Origin of the sequence: Serratia sp. CY43202 (assembly GCF_052168755.1) — a bacterium.
GTDB lineage: Bacteria > Pseudomonadota > Gammaproteobacteria > Enterobacterales > Enterobacteriaceae > Serratia > Serratia bockelmannii.
Genome location: NZ_JBJNMB010000010.1, coordinates 108,372 through 125,284, shown reverse-complemented (window position 1 = coordinate 125,284; position 16,913 = coordinate 108,372). Strand labels below are relative to the sequence as shown.

General features: G+C 61.1%; 17 protein-coding genes. 11 read left to right on the top strand and 6 right to left on the bottom strand.

Annotation, left to right across the window (positions count from 1 at the left end; genetic code table 11):
* The first annotated feature begins 177 nt into the window (after positions 1–177).
* Positions 178–1,830 carry a multidrug ABC transporter permease/ATP-binding protein gene (locus tag ACJ8J5_RS20430; protein ID WP_025304090.1) on the top strand — a complete coding sequence of 551 codons (1,653 nt, stop codon included), beginning with the start codon at positions 178–180 and terminating at the stop codon, positions 1,828–1,830.
* 388 nt (positions 1,831–2,218) lie between these two features.
* Positions 2,219–2,332: a YmiA family putative membrane protein gene (locus ACJ8J5_RS20425; RefSeq protein WP_049232362.1), complete on the top strand. Its 114-nt coding sequence runs from the start codon at positions 2,219–2,221 to the stop codon at positions 2,330–2,332.
* 183 nt (positions 2,333–2,515) lie between these two features.
* On the opposite strand, the gene ACJ8J5_RS20420 is transcribed toward ACJ8J5_RS20425, so the two are convergent.
* Complete coding sequence (locus ACJ8J5_RS20420) at positions 2,516–3,727, bottom strand: CynX/NimT family MFS transporter (protein WP_173888465.1); 1,212 nt, start codon at positions 3,725–3,727, stop codon at positions 2,516–2,518.
* Between the two features lie 503 nt (positions 3,728–4,230).
* On the opposite strand from ACJ8J5_RS20420, the gene agaR reads away from it, so the two are divergent.
* From agaR to agaF, 6 genes are read left to right on the top strand one after another with little or no spacing between them, the layout of a single operon-like run.
* On the top strand, positions 4,231–5,004 hold the full coding sequence (agaR, locus tag ACJ8J5_RS20415; protein WP_004931804.1) for a transcriptional repressor AgaR: 774 nt from the start codon (positions 4,231–4,233) through the stop codon (positions 5,002–5,004).
* Between the two features lie 23 nt (positions 5,005–5,027).
* The gene (locus ACJ8J5_RS20410) at positions 5,028–6,311 is read left to right on the top strand and encodes a D-tagatose-bisphosphate aldolase, class II, non-catalytic subunit (protein ID WP_049208171.1); all 1,284 of its coding nucleotides are present in this window, start codon (positions 5,028–5,030) and stop codon (positions 6,309–6,311) included.
* Position 6,312: 1 nt separating this feature from the next.
* Positions 6,313–6,789: a PTS N-acetylgalactosamine transporter subunit IIB gene (gene agaV, locus ACJ8J5_RS20405; RefSeq protein ID WP_019455696.1), complete on the top strand. Its 477-nt coding sequence runs from the start codon at positions 6,313–6,315 to the stop codon at positions 6,787–6,789.
* Positions 6,790–6,803: 14 nt separating this feature from the next.
* Entirely contained in the window at positions 6,804–7,583 is a 780-nt protein-coding gene (gene agaW, locus ACJ8J5_RS20400) for a PTS N-acetylgalactosamine transporter subunit IIC (RefSeq protein ID WP_019455697.1), read from the top strand.
* On the top strand, positions 7,573–8,466 hold the full coding sequence (locus tag ACJ8J5_RS20395) for a PTS system mannose/fructose/sorbose family transporter subunit IID (RefSeq protein ID WP_147823273.1): 894 nt from the start codon (positions 7,573–7,575) through the stop codon (positions 8,464–8,466). The genes agaW and ACJ8J5_RS20395 overlap by 11 nt, the downstream gene beginning before the upstream one ends.
* A gap of 10 nt (positions 8,467–8,476) precedes the next feature.
* Complete coding sequence (gene agaF, locus ACJ8J5_RS20390) at positions 8,477–8,911, top strand: PTS galactosamine/N-acetylgalactosamine transporter subunit IIA (RefSeq protein WP_025304086.1); 435 nt, start codon at positions 8,477–8,479, stop codon at positions 8,909–8,911.
* Between the two features lie 36 nt (positions 8,912–8,947).
* Here the strand turns inward: agaF and ACJ8J5_RS20385 are convergent, their stop codons facing one another.
* The gene (locus ACJ8J5_RS20385; protein WP_025304085.1) at positions 8,948–10,675 is read right to left on the bottom strand and encodes an ABC transporter ATP-binding protein/permease; all 1,728 of its coding nucleotides are present in this window, start codon (positions 10,673–10,675) and stop codon (positions 8,948–8,950) included.
* A 205-nt stretch (positions 10,676–10,880) separates the two neighbouring features.
* On the opposite strand from ACJ8J5_RS20385, the gene ACJ8J5_RS20380 reads away from it, so the two are divergent.
* Complete coding sequence (locus ACJ8J5_RS20380; protein ID WP_060435046.1) at positions 10,881–11,588, top strand: hypothetical protein; 708 nt, start codon at positions 10,881–10,883, stop codon at positions 11,586–11,588.
* A 28-nt stretch (positions 11,589–11,616) separates the two neighbouring features.
* Here the strand turns inward: ACJ8J5_RS20380 and ACJ8J5_RS20375 are convergent, their stop codons facing one another.
* Both ACJ8J5_RS20375 and ACJ8J5_RS20370 read right to left on the bottom strand, forming a co-directional pair.
* Positions 11,617–12,264: a DsbA family protein gene (locus ACJ8J5_RS20375; protein ID WP_025304083.1), complete on the bottom strand. Its 648-nt coding sequence runs from the start codon at positions 12,262–12,264 to the stop codon at positions 11,617–11,619.
* Positions 12,265–12,332: 68 nt separating this feature from the next.
* Positions 12,333–13,217: an MBL fold metallo-hydrolase gene (locus ACJ8J5_RS20370; protein WP_049296175.1), complete on the bottom strand. Its 885-nt coding sequence runs from the start codon at positions 13,215–13,217 to the stop codon at positions 12,333–12,335.
* A 108-nt stretch (positions 13,218–13,325) separates the two neighbouring features.
* On the opposite strand from ACJ8J5_RS20370, the gene ACJ8J5_RS20365 reads away from it, so the two are divergent.
* A complete protein-coding gene (locus tag ACJ8J5_RS20365; RefSeq protein WP_049206124.1) occupies positions 13,326–14,234 on the top strand; it encodes a LysR family transcriptional regulator in 909 nt (302 codons plus the stop codon).
* A gap of 27 nt (positions 14,235–14,261) precedes the next feature.
* Here the strand turns inward: ACJ8J5_RS20365 and ACJ8J5_RS20360 are convergent, their stop codons facing one another.
* Positions 14,262–15,185, bottom strand: a complete 924-nt coding sequence (locus ACJ8J5_RS20360) for a LysR family transcriptional regulator (RefSeq protein ID WP_060422988.1) — start codon at positions 15,183–15,185, stop codon at positions 14,262–14,264.
* Positions 15,186–15,318: 133 nt separating this feature from the next.
* Here ACJ8J5_RS20360 and lysA point away from each other — a divergent pair, with 133 nt between their 5' ends.
* Positions 15,319–16,581: a diaminopimelate decarboxylase gene (gene lysA / locus ACJ8J5_RS20355; RefSeq protein ID WP_141998881.1), complete on the top strand. Its 1,263-nt coding sequence runs from the start codon at positions 15,319–15,321 to the stop codon at positions 16,579–16,581.
* Positions 16,582–16,608: 27 nt separating this feature from the next.
* On the opposite strand, the gene ACJ8J5_RS20350 is transcribed toward lysA, so the two are convergent.
* Positions 16,609–16,911, bottom strand: a complete 303-nt coding sequence (locus ACJ8J5_RS20350) for a helix-turn-helix domain-containing protein (RefSeq protein WP_025304078.1) — start codon at positions 16,909–16,911, stop codon at positions 16,609–16,611.
* Positions 16,912–16,913 lie beyond the last annotated feature (2 nt).

The window sequence follows — 16,913 nt, the reverse complement described above, 5'->3', positions numbered from 1 at the left end:
ATCGGCTGTTCCCTTCAGCGGATAGAGGCGTCAGTGTAAGTCTCTCGTTTCAATAAGCAATCATCAAAATGCCCTTGGCGTCGAAATCAGAGGCTGCGCGAGCAATGAGAATTCGTCTTGATCTCATTCTCGTGCCGCTTACAATGCCTGCCAGATCGCGACTTCAGAGGTTTTTTCATGGAACTGCTACGGGTGGTTTATCACCAGTATCGTTGGCCATTTCTGGCGGTTATGGCATTGACCATGACCAGCGCCGGCTTAGGCATCGGTATTATTGCGTTTATCAATCAATACCTGATGGACGCCGGCGGCGATGCGTTGGCCGTACTGCCAATGTTTCTCGCCCTGCTGGCATTGCTGATGGCGGTCACGCTGGGATCGCAATTGGCGCTGACGACATTGGGCCATTACTTCGTCTACCGCCTGCGCGGGCAGTTAGTGAAGCGCATCCTGGATACCGATATTGAACGCCTTGAACAGTTAGGCAGCGCCTCATTGTTGGCGAGCCTGTCCAGCGATGTCCGCAATATCACCGTCGCCTTCGTGCGCTTGCCCGAACTGGTGCAAGGGGTGATTTTAACCTTGGGGTCGGCGGCCTATCTGGGGTGGTTATCGCCGAAAATGTTGGCGGTGACGGCGGTGTGGGTCGCCGTCACCGTGGTGGGCAGCGGCTGCCTGGTCTCGCGGGTTTATCGCCATATGGCCAGTTTGCGCGAGTCGGAAGAGCGTCTCTATCATCATTACGAATCGGTGATTGACGGTCGCAAGGAACTGACGTTAAACCGCAAGCGAGCGCAGGCGCTGTACGAACAGACCTATCAACCCGATGCGCAAGCTTACCGTCACCATATCATTCGCGCCGATACCTTCCATTTGAGTGCGCTCAACTGGTCAAATATCATGATGTTAGGCGCGATTGGGCTGGTGTTCTTTATGGCTAACAGCCTGGGATGGGCGGACTCGGCGGTGGCTGCCACCTATTCCCTGACGCTGCTGTTCTTGCGCACGCCATTACTGCAGGCGGTGGGGGCGTTTCCGACGCTGGTCAGCGCCGAAGTCGCCTTCAACAAGCTGAAGACGCTGCACTTGGCCGAGTACCAACCGGCGTTCCCTGTCGCCGCCTGCCGTTCCTGGCAGACGCTGGAGCTGCGTGACGTGGTTTTTCACTATGCAGATAAGGAACAGCAGCCCGGTTTTGCCGTCGGGCCGCTTAATCTGACGCTGCGGCGTGGCGAGCTGGTCTTTTTGATCGGCGGCAACGGCAGCGGCAAGTCAACGCTGGCGATGCTGTTGACCGGATTGTACCGACCGGTGAGCGGCCACATCGTGCTGGATGGCGTCGCCCAGACCGCGGCGGATATGCCGGACTACCGCCGGCTATTTTCGGCGATTTTCACCGATTTTCATCAGTTCGATCGTTTACAAGGGCCGGAAGGCGGTGAACCCGATGCGAAGCTGGTCGCCGCCTGGCTCGAGCGGTTGAATATGAAAAGCAAACTGCAGTTCGACGGCACCAGGGTGACCAATCCGCAACTGTCGCAGGGGCAGCGCAAGCGTCTGGCTTTGCTGCTGGCGGTGGCGGAACAACGCGATATCTTGCTGTTGGATGAATGGGCCGCGGATCAGGATCCGCAATTCCGGCGCATTTTCTATCGTGAACTATTGCCAGAACTGCGTGCGCTGGGCAAAACGGTGTTTGCCATCAGCCATGACGATCACTATTTCGAATACGCCGATCGGTTGCTTGAGATGCGCTCGGGTCATTTACGTGAGCTGACCGGCAGCGAGCGTGAACATGCCAGCCGGGATTCCGTCAGCAGAATCGGTTAACTCACGCCGGCCCGGGCGAGACCAAAGCGGGCCGGTGCTTCTCTTCGTATGATCCCAGTATGTCGTTTCATTTTATCCCCCGCCTTTAGCGCTGTCTGTTGTCGATTTGGCTTACGGCCAGTCAAATAATTGATAGTTGAATTATTTACCAGTGGTTTAATTTTGACCTTTCAAGGTATGACACACTGCACGTTCGTTCGCCTATCAATTCAAGTTATCGCCTGCCGATAACAGTGATATCCACGGTGCCGTTCTTACCAGGGCGGTAATGCAGATCTATGGCTAGCAGCTGTTTTTTAAATTTCCATAGGAAAAAACGACTTTATTGATCGTTAAAACAGATCGATAATTAATGTTTGAATGGTTTAATCTATTGGTTGAGGGCGCTGTGGTGAGCAAGGATGGATCTGATATCAAACGTAGAGCATGGCTGTGTGTGTTTATCGGTAGCGGGCTATTCTGGCTGTTAACCGCCGCCGTGATTTACTGGTTACTGAGTTAGCAGGTTAAGCAGGAAGGCGAGTCGTGAACAAAAAGCAGGCTAAAAACCGTGAGGGCGCTGAGCGTCGCGCACCGTCCAAAATTCCGCCGTCATGGGTGCTGAGCGATGAGCAGCGCGCCTTTATTGAAGATTTATGGCAGGACACCGACTCTGAGGCGGCGCGGCCCCCATCGCGCCGCAGCGTTAGCTGATCACGCGGCTGCGGCCGGCCAACGCGCCGAACAGCATTTGCAAGACGGTCAGGCACAGCAGGGCGATCAACGGCCAGCGCCAGCCTTCCGTCAGATCGTGCAGTAAGCCAAATAGGGTGGGCCCCAGCGCCGCTAACAGATAACCGACGGATTGCGCCATACCCGACAGCAGCGTCGCCTGATGATGATGCTGACTGCGCAATCCAAAGAACGACAGCGCCAGCACCAGCGAACTCCCCGCCCCCAACCCGGCAAACGTCAGCCACACCAGTGAACTGGCGGGTTGCACCAATAATCCCCCGACGCCGATGAAGATCAGCAGCGAGCTGCCCAACGCTATTGCCCGCTGATCGCGCGCACGCGGCAAAATCACCACCATGACAAAGTTGGCGACGATTGCCACCACCTGGTAAACGAACAGTTCGAAACCCGCCTGCTGAGCGGAGGTGCCGTGGCTGGCGGCAAAGGCGCTGAACCAGCCGATGATGGTGTAGAAGGCGATCGATTGCAGCCCCATGAACATCGCTACTTGCCAACCCAGTGCACTGCCCCAGGGAGAGCGATAGCGTTGCAGCTCTGTTGGCTGCGGCTCTTTGGCGACGGGGGTGGCGGAGCGCCGCAGCTGCGGCAGCCACACCAACAGCGCCAGCAGCGCGGGCAAACCCCAACACAGCAAAGAGAACCGCCAGCCGAGGTTGGCCAGGGAGGCCAGTGGCACGGCCAGGCCGGAAGCGATGGCGGCAACCAGTGACATCACCGCCGCATAGGCAGCGATCATCGCGGCGGCGCGATGTGGGAAATCTCTTTTCACCAGCGTTGGCAGCACCACGTTGGCGAAGGCGATGGCGGCGCCGATCAGGACGCTGCCCGGCCAGAGCATGGCGTCTTGCGGCAGGGAACGTAGCACGATACCGCAGACCAGCAGCGCGAGGGCCAGGCCCAGGGTGCGCTCGATGCCGATGCGTTTCGCCAGCGCTGGGGTCAGCGGCGAGAGAATGGCGAACAGGATCAGCGGCAGTGAGTTGATCAGGCCGGCGGCGGTGGCGGACAACGCCAGCTGTTGCTGGATCTGCTCCAGCAGCGGGCCGACGCTGGTCAGGGCGGCGCGCAGGTTGGCCGCGATCAGCATAATGCCGACGATCAGCAAAATAGGGCGGTGTAACCGGCGACGCGGGGTCGCGGTGGATGAAGCGGGTTGCGGCATGAGTTCCTCGCACCAGGGCATGCAGTCAATCAGCGCTGCATGGCGTGATGCGTTGATTGACGTTAACGCTTACGTACCGACAAGGGGCCGATATCTGATCGCAAGTGTAGGGAAGATGGCTCGTACTGACAAGGGGATGGCCCGGCGGGATGGTGGCGGTTAATCCCCGCCGGCCGCAGGATAATTATCATTATGTGATCCTGGTCACTGAGTGAACTAAAAGTCATGGCGTGGGGCGCACCATGCGCCGCTTTCGCTTTCCGTGCAGCCCACGTCTCAGCGCTCCGGGGGTTAGCGCTCGTCATGGCATTTCATTTTTCTCCCATTCCACTTTTTGCTTTTCGATTCGTTTCGATTCGAAAGGTTTTTTGGCGGTTTTTTTGCTAAAACGGGGCTGTAAGCCCGATCACAATTTCATTGCTTTCGCTTTGCTGTAATGCCAGCGCAGTAGAGCGAAAGCCATCTTCTCCCCGGCGATGCCGGAAACCTGAGGACCGCAGCTCATGCCAGTGAATACCGCAAAGCGACGTGAACACATTATCGATCTGTTATGCGAGCACGGCAGCGTGCGCGTGGAGCAGCTCAGTAAGCAGTTTGCGGTATCCACGGTGACGATCCGCAACGATCTGCGCTTTCTGGAACGAAAAGGGTGTGCGCTGCGCGCTTACGGCGGCGCAATGCTCAATCAGCAATTCGCTTTCGATCGGCCGTTACGGGACAAAGGGCGGTTGAATCGCGACGTCAAAACGCTGATCGCCAACGCGGCGGCCGGCTATGTGCGCGATGGCGATGCGTTGATCCTCGATTCCGGTTCCACCACCGCGCAGATCGTGCCGTTCCTGAAGGGGCGGCGCGATCTGGTGGTGATGACCAATGCGCTGAACATTGCCTACGAGCTTTCGGGAAACGACGGGGTGGAAGTCATGGTGCTGGGGGGCAGCGTGCGCCGCAACTCTTACTCGCTCTACGGTCCGGCTGCCGAGCAGCAATTGCGTCAGTACCGCTTCGACAAACTGTTTTTGGGCGTCGACGGGTTCGATCTGAGCGCCGGCATCACCACGCCTCACCCCGGTGAGGCGCACCTCAATCGCGTGATGTGCGAGGTGGCGCGCGAGATTATCGCGGTGGCGGATGCCAGCAAATTCGGTCGCAAGAGCTTTTGCATGATTCGCGAAGCCGGACAAATCCATCGGCTGATCACCGACAGCCGTCTTCCGGACGATTACGAGCGGGCGTTAACCGAGCTGGGCGTGGAGGTCATCATCGCCGATCGGTAGCAGGGCGCCTGCATGGGGGCTTCATGCAGCAGTTGTTACAGCTTGTCGAGCAGCACAAGGCCGGTATGCCGGTCGGGATCTTTTCCGTCTGTTCCGCCCATCCCTGGGTTCTGAAGGCCGCGCTGCGGCAGGCCAAAGCGCGCGGCACGCCGGTATTGGTGGAGGCGACGTCCAACCAGGTTAATCAATTCGGCGGCTATACCGGCCAAACGGCGGCCCAGTTCCGCGATGCGCTGTGGCGCCTGGCGGATGAAGTGGGCCTGGCGCGCGAGCGCGTGTGGCTGGGTGGCGATCACCTGGGGCCCAACGCTTGGCAAGATCGCCCGGCTCAGGAGGCGATGGCGCTGGCGGAAACCTTGATCGACGATTACGTTCGCGCCGGATTTCGCAAAATTCACCTCGATTGTTCCATGTCGTGCGCCGGCGATCCCTCGCCCCTGGGGGATGCCACGGTCGCCGAGCGTGCGGCGCGCCTGTGCGCGGTGGCGGAGTGGGCCTGGGCGCAGAGCGGCGGCGAAGCGCCGGTCTATGTAATCGGCACCGAAGTGCCGGTCCCGGGCGGCGCGCAGGAGGCGCTGGCGGGTCTGCAGGTCACCACGCCGCAGGCGGTGGCGCAAACGCTGGAAACGCACCGCATCGCCTGGCAAAAAGCCGAGCTGAACGATGCCTGGCAGCGAACTATCGCGCTGGTGGTACAGCCGGGCGTCGAGTTCGATCACCACAGCGTTGAGCATTACCAACCGCAGCGCGCCGACGCATTGAGCCACTTCATCGAAAGGCAGCCGGGCATGATCTATGAAGCGCACTCTACGGACTACCAACCACCGCAGGCCTACCGCCAACTGGTGCGCGATCACTTCGCCATCCTGAAGGTGGGGCCGGCGCTGACCTTCGCGCTGCGCGAAGCGCTGTTCGCCCTCGATCGCATCGAGCGTGAATGGCTGGGGGAACGCCAGTCGGCGCAGCTGTGCGCCACGCTGGAGCAGGTGATGCGCGAGCAGCCGCAGCAGTGGAGCCGCTATTACCACGGCACGCCGCACCAGCAGTATCTCGATCGCCACTACAGCCTGAGCGATCGGGTGCGTTACTACTGGCCGCAGCCGCAGGTGCAGCAGGCCGTCGACGGGTTGCTGGACAACCTGCGCCGCAGCCCGGCACCGCTGGCGCTGCTCAGCCAGTACCTGCCGGATCAGGCGCGGGCGCTGAACGCCGGCGAATTAAGCGCCGATCCGCAGGAGTGGGTGCTGCATAAAGTGACGCAGGTGCTCGACGATTACCACGCCGCCTGTTACCCGGAGGGCCGCTGACATGCCGAACATTTTAATGACCCGCATCGACAATCGCCTGGTGCACGGCCAGGTGGGTGTGACCTGGACCAATACCCTCGGCGCCAACCTGGTGGTGGTGGCCAACGACGAGGCCGCCGCCGATCCGGTGCAGCAGAACCTGATGGACATGGTGGTGGCGGAAGGGGTGCAGACCCGCTACTTCACGCTGCAGAAAACCATCGACGTGATCCACAAGGCGGCGGACAGGCAGAAGATTTTTCTGGTGTGCAAAACACCGCAGGACGTGTTGACGCTGGTGCGCGGCGGGGTGCCGATCCGTTTCGTCAACGTCGGCAATATGCACTTCGCCGAGGGGAAGCGGCAGGTGCACAAAACGGTGTCGCTGGACGACGGCGACGTGGCCGCGTTCCGCGCGCTGGCGGCGCTGGGCGTGGAGTGCGAAGTGCGCCGGGTGCCGGATGAGGCGGGCGAGGCGATCGGCAAATTGCTCTTTTGAGCCTGGGGGGAAGCATGTTGACGGATGCGTTATTGATTGCGCTGTTGGCCGGATTGGCGGGGGTTGACCTGTTCGACGGTCTAACCCACTTCCACCGGCCGGTGGTGATGGGGCCGCTGGTGGGGCTGATTTTGGGCGACGTCTACACCGGCTTGCTGGTGGGCGGGACGCTGGAGCTGGTGTGGATGGGGATGGTGCCGCTGGCGGGCGCCCAACCGCCGAACGTGGTGATCGGCGGGGTGATCGGCACCGCGTTCGCCATTCTGACCAAGGCCGATCCTAAAGTGGCGATCGGCGTGGCAGTGCCGTTCTCGATTGCGGTGCAGGGCTGCATCACGCTGCTGTTTACGCTGTTCTCACCGATGATGCACCGCTGCGATCGCATGGTGAAAGAGCTGAACTGGCGCGGCATCGAACGGGTGAACTATCTCGGCATCAGCATCCTGTTCATCTTCTATTTCGTGGTGGCGTTCCTACCGATTTACTTCGGCGCCGACGCGGCCAGCGCCATGGTGCAGAAAGCGCCGGGCTGGCTGCTGGACGGGCTGGCGGTGGCGGGCGGCATGATGCCGGCGATCGGTTTCTCGCTGCTGATGAAGGTGATGATGAAAAAAACCTACGTGGCTTATTTTATCCTCGGTTTCATCTCGGTCACGTTCCTCAAGCTGCCGATCCTGGCAGTGGCGCTGGGCGCCCTGGCGATCGCTTTGATTGATTTCTTCAACACGCAACGCGGCGCGGCAGAGGCGACCGCCCGGCCCGCTCCGCAGGAGGACGCCGAAGATGGCATTTAACGATTCCGACGATCTGCTGGCGCAAAAGGCCGAGCAGCGCATGGCGCAGGCGCTGGCCACCAGCCAGGTGGAGCAGGACGACTATCTGGACAGCCAGCCCGCCGAGGCGCTGACGCGCGGCGACATCAACCGCATGGCCTGGCGTTCGCTGCTGCTGCAGGCGTCGTTCAACTATGAACGCATGCAGGCGGGCGGCTGGCTGTATCAGCTGATCCCCGGGCTGCGCAAGATCCACCGCAACCCGCAGGATCTGGCCAACTCGATGAGGATGCACATGGAATTTATCAACGTGCACCCGTTCGACGTCACCTTCCTGTCCGGCCTGGTGCTGGCGATGGAGCAGAACAAGGAGAAAATCTCCACCATTCGCGCGGTGAAAGTGGCGCTGATGGGGCCGCTCGGCGGTATCGGCGACGCGTTATTTTGGCTGACGCTGCTGCCGATCTGTGCCGGGATAGGCGCTTCGCTAGCGTTGGAAGGGAGCTTGTTCGGGCCTATCGTCTTCCTGCTGCTGTTCAACCTGTTTCATTTCGGCCTGCGTTTTGGGCTGGCGCACTACGGCTATCAGGCCGGCACCAGCGCGCTGGCGCTGCTGAAGACCCACACCCGGCGCATTTCTCACGCTGCGTCGATCGTTGGCATGACGGTGATCGGCGCGCTGGTGGCGTCGTATGTGCACCTGTCCACGCCGCTGGTAATGCATGCCGGCAAGGCCAGCGTGGCCTTGCAGACCGACGTGCTGGACAAGTTGATGCCCAATTTATTGCCGCTGTGTTTCACGCTGCTTATTTTCTTCCTGATGAAGCGCGGATTCTCACCGGTGAAGCTGATAGGCGTCACCGTAGCGATCGGCGTAGTAGGCAAATTTATCGGCATTTTGTGAGGAGCGAGCGATGCCAGGCATTGTGATTACCGGCCACGGCGGTTTTGCCACCGGGCTGTTGCAGGCGGTGGAACAGGTGGTGGGGCCGCAGCGGCACTGCGCGGCGGTTGATTTCCCCGAACAGATGAGTACCGCGCAGCTCAGGGACGCCCTACGCTCGGCGCTGGCTGCGGTGATGCAGCCGGACGGCGTGGTGTTCCTGACCGATATGCTCGGCGGTTCGCCGTTTCGCAGCGCCTGCGAACTGGCGGATGAGCAGGGCGATTGCGAAGTGCTCACCGGCGTCAATATGCAGCTGGCGGCGGAAATGATGCTGGAGCGCGACGGGTTGAGCCTGGATGAGTTTCGCGAGGTGGCGCTGGCGTGCGGCAAACGGGGCCTGACCAGCCTGTGGCATGAGCGCCGCCGAGTGAAGTGCGAAGACGTGCAGACCGACGGCATCTGAACGAACGCCGGGCGCGGTAGCGCCCGGCTCTGCGGGTTATACCGGCAGCGGGCTCAGCGCCAGGCGCGCCGGTTGATCTTCGCTGCGGCTGAAGCGCCAGCAGGTCTGGTGGTACTTCGCCACGCTGTTACGGTGCGCCACGCTGATCAGCGTCACGTCCGGCAGTTCATCCACCAGCAGGCAGTACATCAGCTGCTCGGTTTCGTCGTCCAGCGCGCTGGTGGCTTCGTCGAGGAACAGGATGCTCGGGCGAATCAGCAGGGCGCGGGCGAACGCCAGCCGCTGTTGCTCGCCTGGCGACAGGCGGTGGCTCCAGTTGGCGGCGGTATCCAGCCAGCGCTGCAGGTGCTTCAGGCGGCAGTTTTCCAGCACCCGCATCAGCTGCTCGTCGCTGTATTGTGTCGCCTGGCTCGGGTAGCTCAGCGCCTCGCGCAGCGTGCCGATCGGAATGTAGCTGCGCTGCGGCAGGAACAGGGTATTGGCGTTGGCCGGCAGCCCGATGGCGCCCGCGCCGTAAGGCCAAATGCCGGCGATGGCCCGCAGCAGCGTCGATTTGCCGCAGCCGGAAGGGCCGACGATCAGCAGGCGATCGCCGCGTTGCAGCGTCATCTTGGCGCCGGCCAGCAGCGGCTGGCCGTCGGGTAAGTTCAGGCTGAGATTATCCAGCGTTAACGGATGGGCGGCCTCTTCCCGCAGCTGAATGCCGCGCGGCTGATGGTGAACCTGATCGACGGCGGCGTTGAAGCCGGCCAAACGGTTAACGCAGGCTTTCCAGGTCGCCAAGTCGTTAAACGCGTCGATAAACCACGACAGCGCCCCCTGCACCTGGCCGAAGGCCGAGGCGATCTGCATCAGGCCGCCCATCTGAATGGCGCCGGAGAAATAGCGCGGCGCGGCCACCAGCAGGGGAAACACGATGGCGAACTGGCTGTAGAAGTTGGTGGCAATGTTCAGCCGCCGGGTGATGCGCATAATTGCCCACCAGTTGCTGCGAATGGTGTCAAAACGATCGCCTAGCTGCTGTGCCTCGCGCGGTTCGCCGTGGTACAGCGCGATGGCGTCGTTGTTTTCGCGGATGCGGATCAGGCCGAAACGGAAGTTCGCCTCGTACCGTTCCTGGTTGAAGCCCAGCATGACCAGCGGTTTGCCGACCCACCAGATCAGCAGCGATCCCAGCACCGCATACAGCAGCGCGAACCACACCATATAGCCGGACAGCGTGATGGCGTGCTGACCGAGCGCGAAGGTCATCGGCCCGCTGACGTGCCATAAAATGTCGATAAAGGAAAACAGCGTCACCAGGCTGGAGAGCAGCCCGAGTGACAGCGACAGGGTATATTGGGTCAATACGTTGAGATCTTCCGCGATACGCTGATCGGGGTTATCGACGATCTGTTGCTGCTCGGTGTGATAATACGCCTGGTGCGCCAACCACTTCCCCATGAACTTTTCCGTCATCCAGCGCCGCCAGCGCATCTGGAGCCCCTGGGTGAGGTAGATCTTGTAGACCGCCAACACGATAAAAATCAGCGCCAGATAGGTAAAGCGCCACAGCTGCGCCTTGAACACCGGGTAGTTTTTGTTCTGCAACGCATCGTAGAACACCTGGTTCCACTGGTTGATCAGCACGCTGATATAGACCAGGCCGAGTGACAGGATGACGATGGCGATCAGCATCATCCAGGCGCGCCATCGTTCCTCCGACACCCAAAAGGGTTTGATCAGCTGCCACACGGCGTGTTTCTGCAAGGGGGTTGCGTTCATAACGGCTCGATAATTGCGGTATTTCGTTCAGCATGGGCTGCGGGCCGGTAACAAACAAACCGTGACTGTAAGCAGTTTTAACTCCGCTAACCGTTTGAAATAAAGCGGCTGAATTGCCGGCAGCGTGCAGCTGGGCGCAATTGCGGCATACACTCCGGCGCCGGGCGGTTATACTGGCGCCGAATTTTTGCAGAAAGGATAAACGATGAAGGCTTGGTTTCCTCTGTTGCTGACCTGCGGCGTCTTCGCCAGCGTCCGGGCCTGGGCGCACATTGACGAGCCGGACATCGCCGCCGACTGCCAAAAGGTGGCGAGCTACGCCGAACTGGGAAAAAAGGCCTATCAGCGGCAGGATTACGCTAAAGCCGCCGACATCTTTCGCGATCAGGCGGCCTGGAGCGAGTTTTGCGGCCTGAGCGAGCAGGCTGTCGCTACGGCCTACAACAACGTGGCGTTGTCGCTGATGCACGCCGGCGAATTGCTCAAGGCGCAGGCCTATCTGGCGCTGGCGCCGCACGATGACAAATCGCAGCACAACATGAGCCTGTTGCGCCAACGCCTGGCGCAGTGGCCACAGCCGCAGGGGCTGGCCGGCGTGTATTGGCAATACGCCGGGCGCGGCGTGTGGAGCGAAGTGACGGTGAAGCCGCAGGGCGAGCGCTGGTTGATCGCGTTTTCCGGCTACGCCATGCCGCAGATGGGGCTGTATTACGGGCCGAACATGGGCGACTTCACCGCCGAGCTGCCGATCGAACACGGCAAGGCTGTCTACCACCAGCATGAAGCGGAAAGCGCGCAGGTCTGCGACGTGACAATGGCGTTTGGCAAACAAGCGCTGGAGATGCACACGCGGGGGGATTGCGGGTTCGGTCACAACGTGCGGGCCGAAGGGCGGTTCGTGCGGGTCGAATGACCCGCCCCGGCGATCGGGGCGAGAAGGGTTACGCCAGCGCGGCGGCGCCCAGCAGGTTTTTCCAAGCTTCCACATTGCCCAGATAGTTGCCGGCCGGCAGCAGATGCAGGCGGCCTTCGCTGTCCTGCAGCGCAAAGGTCGGGAAGCCCTGGCCTTGCACTTTGGCCAGCAGCGCCCGGCTTTCCGCGATGTGTTGCGCGGTTGGCGCGCCGCTGCTAAAGCGCATTTCGGCGATAAACGCCGCCGAAGGCAACCCCAGCTCTTTCGCCAACGCTTCCAGCACCGGCGTGTCGGCGATGCGCCGGCCTTCCTGGTAGTGCGCCCGCTGAATGCGGTGCAGCATGTCCAGCCCGCGTCCCGCCAGTTTCTCCGCCGCCAGGATAGCGGTGATCGGCGGCTCGGAATCCATCACTGCCGTGGTGTCGCGCAGCAGGCCGTTGAAATAGGCTTCGCCGAAAGGCTGGCCCGTCATCTCCGCGATGCGTTTGTCGTGCGGAATGACGTAGTTGCGCCATTCGTCGGTGATTTGGCGGCGGTTGTTACCGGTCATCATGCCGCCGGCGTGCGGCACCACCTTCAGCCCGGGGAGGCTCTGAGCCGCTTTCACCAGCGGCGCGGCGCCGTAGCACCAGCCGCACAGCGGATCGAAAATATAATGCAGAGTGGTTTCGGTCATTTTTACTCCTCGCTTGGCGCGCGGCAGTTCACCGCGGCGCCAGGGCTGGTTCAATCACGCAGGGGCGCTTATTGCGGCCACTTCATCTCGCCTTTCAGCACTTTTGCGCTCAGTTCCAGGCTCGATTCGTCTTTCAGCGTCGGGTAATGCTTTTTCATCGCTTCAATCAGCGCGGCGGAATCCTTGGCCTTCGGCAGTTCGGCTTCCAGCGTGGTCAGGTATTTTTGGGTAAAGTGCACCGATGCCAGCGTTTGCGCGGCGCCCGGCAGGAAGTGGCCCGGCACGACGACCTGCGGCTTCAGCGCTTCGATATTTTTCAGCGTCTGCTGCCAGTGCTGGCGCGATTCCACGGTCTGGTTGTCGGCGATCCACGGATGGATATTGTCACCGGCGACCGCGACGCCGCCCACGACCGCTTTCAGCGCCGGGATCCACACGAAGGTGCGATCGGGGGTCGGGCCGTTCAAGCCTTTCACTTCCACTTTCTGGCCGTCGATGGTGAAGCTATCGCCTTGCAGCGGCTGCGGCACGATCACGGTTTTTGGCGCGTTGTCTTTCAGGATCGGGCCCCAGTAGGCAACTTTACCGTCTTTGGTCGCATTGATGTCTTTGATGGTGCCAGGCGAAGCGATGATTTTCGCCTCCGGGAAGGCTGCCTTGATCACGTCCAGACCGAAATAGAAATCCGGGTCTGAGTGGCTGATATAAACGGTGGTCAGTTTCTTGCCGGTCGCCTTGATCTTTTTCACCAGCTCTTCGGCATCGTTACGCTGGAACTGAGCGTCGATCAGCGCCACTTCGTGTTTGCCGCTGACGATTTCGGAAGACACCGGGAACACGCTTTTCTCGCCCGGGTTATACACTTCCATGGTCAGGGTATCGGCAGCGGTGGCGTAAGTGCTCAGGGTGGCGACGCCGGTGAAGGCCAGAGTTAACAGTGATTTTTTAAACATGGGCAGAGGTCCTTAGGTATCAGTTAATGTTGTAATGATGTTAGGTTGCATAAAGCGATAGAAAAACCGGATAATAAGCAATTATTCGTTGCATAAATCGGACTAATCATGGATCGCATTACCGCCGCTGAGGTTTTTGTCACCATCGTCGATCGCGGCAGCATGATCGCCGCCGCGGAAACGCTGGAGATGTCGCGCGCGATGGTGACGCGCTACCTGGCGCAGATGGAGCAATGGGCCGGGGCGCGTTTACTGCACCGCACTACCCGTAAGCTTAGTCTGACCGACGCCGGGGAGCGTACTCTGGAACGTTGCCGGCAAATGCTGGCGCTGGCGGGGGAGATCGATCTGGTGGAGGAAGGGCAGAGCGACGAGCTGCGCGGCCTGCTGCGCATCACCTGTTCGCAGTCGCTCGGGCAAACGGCGCTGGTGGGGGCCGTCGCTCAGTATCTGAAACGTCACCCGCAGGTGGCGGTCGATCTGCAGATGAACAACCGGGCGGTGAACCTGGTGGAGGAGCGCATCGATCTGGCGCTGCGCATCACCAACGAACTGGATCCCAACCTGATCGCCCGGCCGCTGTCCACCTGCGCATCGGTGGTGTGCGCCGCGCCGGCATATCTGGCGGCGCACGGCACCCCGCGCCAGCCGCAGGATCTGGCGTTGCACAACTGCCTGACCTACTCCTATTTCGGCAAAAGCCTGTGGCACTTCGATGCTCAGGGCGTGAAATCGGCGGTGGCGGTCAGCGGCAACCTGAGCGCCAACGAATCGGTGGTGCTGATGGCCGGCACGGTGCAGGGGGCGGGCATTTCCATGCAACCCTATTATTCGGCGGCGCCGCTGCTGGCCAGCGGCGAACTGGTTGAGTTGCTGCCGGGTTATCGGCCGCAGTCGATGGGCATCTACGGCATCTATACCTCACGCCGCCAGATGCCCGCCACCTTGCGCACCATGCTGGACTTTCTGGTGGAGTGGTTCGCCACCGATCCGCAGTGGCAGGCGACGCTGCGCTGATACTTCGGCAATATTCCCACGCCGCTTTCAGCGCCTGACGGCGGCGGCCAGTCGGGCGGCAAAGGCGGCGGCCTGCTGATGAAGGTGGTCGATAAAGGCCGTCACCAGCGCCGACGAAGGGCGGTGCAGCGGCCGGATCAGGCTGACGGTGAACGGCACGTCGATGCTGAACGGCCGCACGTGCACACCGTTGCCGGCATAGTCGAGCGCCGTCAGCGGGTTGACGATCGACACCCCCACGCCGGCCCTCACCATGGCGCACACCGACGCCGCGCTGTGCGTTTCCATCACCATGCGGCGCTCGACGCCCTGTTCGCCGAACAGCGCATCCAGCAGGTGGCGATAGCTGTCGGTGCTCGACAGGCTGATAAAGTTCTGCCCGGCGAAGTCCTGCGGCGTCAGCCGATCTTTCACCAGCAGCGGGTGGCCCGTCGGCAGCACGCAGACTTCGTTCAACGTCATCAACGTCACCCGCTCGGTGCCCGCCGGCGTCAGGGTGGTTTCCGTCAGCCCGAGATCGTGACGCTGGGCAGACAGCCACTCTTCCAGCAGCGGCGACTCTTGCGGGATGACGCTGAAGCTGACTTCCGGGTAACGTTCGATAAAGGGCCGACACACCGCCGGCAGCAGCGATTGAGAAAATACCGGCAGGCACACGATCGACAGCTGCGCCTGCTGAAACTGGCGAATGCCGGCGGCGGCGTTGACGATGCGATCGAGGCCGTAATAGGAGCGCTGCACTTCTTCGAACAACCGTAGGCCCTGCACCGTGGGGGACAAGCGACCGCGCACCCGGTCGAACAGCTGCAGCCGGATCAGCTTCTCAAAGCGCGCCAGCTCGCGGCTGACGGTCGGTTGCGAGGTCTGCAGCAGGGCCGCCGCCTCGGTCAGGTTGCCGGTGGTCATCACCGCCCGAAAAATTTCGATCTGCCGCAAAGAGATGCTGTGCATGGTGAGGCCGCTCGATTAAGGGGAAAGCCATATCATAAATGAATAGACTATGGCTAAATAGATATTTTCCACCCGATTCAGCGTGCGGCACTATGGCTCTATCTGCCGTCATTTTCGAATTGGGAATATCGCCATGCCACGCCCGTTGCACGACACCTCCACCGCGTTGAACGCCGCTAACCTGTTGGCCTTGCCGCAGCGTTTCGGCTGCCCGGTCTGGGCCTATGATGCTGACATCATCAGCCAGCGCATCGCTCAGCTGCGCCATTTCGATACCGTCCGTTTCGCGCAGAAGGCCTGTTCGAACATTCATATTTTGCGCTTGATGCGTGAGCAGGGCGTGAAGGTGGATTCGGTGTCGCTGGGCGAGATTGAGCGGGCACTGCGGGCCGGTTTTCAGCCGGGCGGCGAACCGAGCGAGATCGTGTTTACTGCGGACGTGTTGGATCACGCCACGCTGGCGCGCGTCAGCGAATTGAAGATTCCGGTCAACGCCGGTTCCATCGACATGCTGGATCAGCTCGGCCAGGTTTCCGCAGGGCACCCGGTGTGGCTGCGCATTAACCCGGGGTTTGGCCACGGCCATAGCCAGAAAACCAACACCGGCGGCGAGAACAGCAAGCACGGTATCTGGTATGCCGACCTGCCGCAGGCGGTGGAGAAGATCCGCCGCTACGGCCTGAAGCTGATCGGCGTGCACATGCACATCGGTTCTGGCGTCGATTATCAGCATCTGGAGCGGGTCTGCGATGCGATGGTGCAGCAGGTGATCGATCTCGGTCATGACATCAGCGCCATTTCCGCCGGCGGCGGCCTGTCTATCCCGTATCAGTACGGCGAAGAGGCGATCGATACCGAACACTATTTCGGTTTGTGGAACCGGGCGCGTGAACGCATCGCCGCGCATCTGGGGCATCCGGTGCAGCTGGAGATTGAACCCGGGCGTTTCCTGATGGCTGAAGCGGGCGTCTTGGTGGCCGAGGTGCGGGCGGTGAAAGACATGGGCAGCCGCCACTTCGTGCTGGTGGACGCCGGTTTTAACGATCTGATGCGCCCGGCAATGTACGGCAGCTATCACCATATTTCACTGTTGCCGGCCGATGGGCGCGCTACCTCGGGGCAACCGCTGCGCGAAACGGTGATCGCCGGGCCGCTGTGCGAATCCGGCGACGTCTTCACCCAGCAGGCGGGCGGCGGCGTGGAAACCCGCGAACTGCCGCCGGTCCAGATCGGCGATTATCTGGTGTTTCACGACACCGGTGCCTACGGCGCGTCGATGTCCTCCAACTACAACAGCCGCCCGCTGTTGCCTGAAGTGCTGTTCGAAAACGGCGAGCCGCGTTTGATCCGCCGCCGCCAAACCATCGAAGAACTGATCGCGCTGGAACTTATCTGATCAGCGGGCGGGCGCCTGGCGCCCGCTTCACAGCGTCATGCGGCGGTGCTGGCCATTGGGCAATTGCACATCCAGCGACAGCGTGCCGCCCATCGCCTCGATATAGCGTTTGAGCGACGACAGCTTTATTTCGCTGCCGCGCTTTTCCAAATTGGCGACGGAGGGTTGGCTGATGCCGAGCCGCTTCGCCAATTCAACCTGAGAGACCGCCAGCTCTTCCCTCAGCATTGCCAGCCGCAGCTCGAAAATTTCCTTGTCCGCTTTTTGCCTGGCTGCGGCAACGACGGCGGGATCGAGTTTATCGATCAGTTGGGATAAAGGTTTGGCCATCT

What these genes read in the sequence shown, in the direction of transcription:
- ACJ8J5_RS20375 (WP_025304083.1), bottom strand. Translation starts at nt 12,264, where the DNA reads ATGACCGAAACCACTCTGCATTATATTTTCGATCCGCTGTGCGGCTGG.
- ACJ8J5_RS20350 (WP_025304078.1), bottom strand. Translation starts at nt 16,911, where the DNA reads ATGGCCAAACCTTTATCCCAACTGATCGATAAACTCGATCCCGCCGTC.
- ACJ8J5_RS20420 (WP_173888465.1), bottom strand. Translation starts at nt 3,727, where the DNA reads ATGCCGCAACCCGCTTCATCCACCGCGACCCCGCGTCGCCGGTTACAC.
- ACJ8J5_RS20395 (WP_147823273.1), top strand. Translation starts at nt 7,573, where the DNA reads ATGGCATTTAACGATTCCGACGATCTGCTGGCGCAAAAGGCCGAGCAG.
- ACJ8J5_RS20380 (WP_060435046.1), top strand. Translation starts at nt 10,881, where the DNA reads ATGAAGGCTTGGTTTCCTCTGTTGCTGACCTGCGGCGTCTTCGCCAGC.
- agaR (WP_004931804.1), top strand. Translation starts at nt 4,231, where the DNA reads ATGCCAGTGAATACCGCAAAGCGACGTGAACACATTATCGATCTGTTA.
- ACJ8J5_RS20365 (WP_049206124.1), top strand. Translation starts at nt 13,326, where the DNA reads ATGGATCGCATTACCGCCGCTGAGGTTTTTGTCACCATCGTCGATCGC.
- ACJ8J5_RS20385 (WP_025304085.1), bottom strand. Translation starts at nt 10,675, where the DNA reads ATGAACGCAACCCCCTTGCAGAAACACGCCGTGTGGCAGCTGATCAAA.
- agaV (WP_019455696.1), top strand. Translation starts at nt 6,313, where the DNA reads ATGCCGAACATTTTAATGACCCGCATCGACAATCGCCTGGTGCACGGC.
- agaW (WP_019455697.1), top strand. Translation starts at nt 6,804, where the DNA reads ATGTTGACGGATGCGTTATTGATTGCGCTGTTGGCCGGATTGGCGGGG.
- agaF (WP_025304086.1), top strand. Translation starts at nt 8,477, where the DNA reads ATGCCAGGCATTGTGATTACCGGCCACGGCGGTTTTGCCACCGGGCTG.
- ACJ8J5_RS20370 (WP_049296175.1), bottom strand. Translation starts at nt 13,217, where the DNA reads ATGTTTAAAAAATCACTGTTAACTCTGGCCTTCACCGGCGTCGCCACC.
- ACJ8J5_RS20430 (WP_025304090.1), top strand. Translation starts at nt 178, where the DNA reads ATGGAACTGCTACGGGTGGTTTATCACCAGTATCGTTGGCCATTTCTG.
- lysA (WP_141998881.1), top strand. Translation starts at nt 15,319, where the DNA reads ATGCCACGCCCGTTGCACGACACCTCCACCGCGTTGAACGCCGCTAAC.
- ACJ8J5_RS20410 (WP_049208171.1), top strand. Translation starts at nt 5,028, where the DNA reads ATGCAGCAGTTGTTACAGCTTGTCGAGCAGCACAAGGCCGGTATGCCG.
- ACJ8J5_RS20360 (WP_060422988.1), bottom strand. Translation starts at nt 15,185, where the DNA reads ATGCACAGCATCTCTTTGCGGCAGATCGAAATTTTTCGGGCGGTGATG.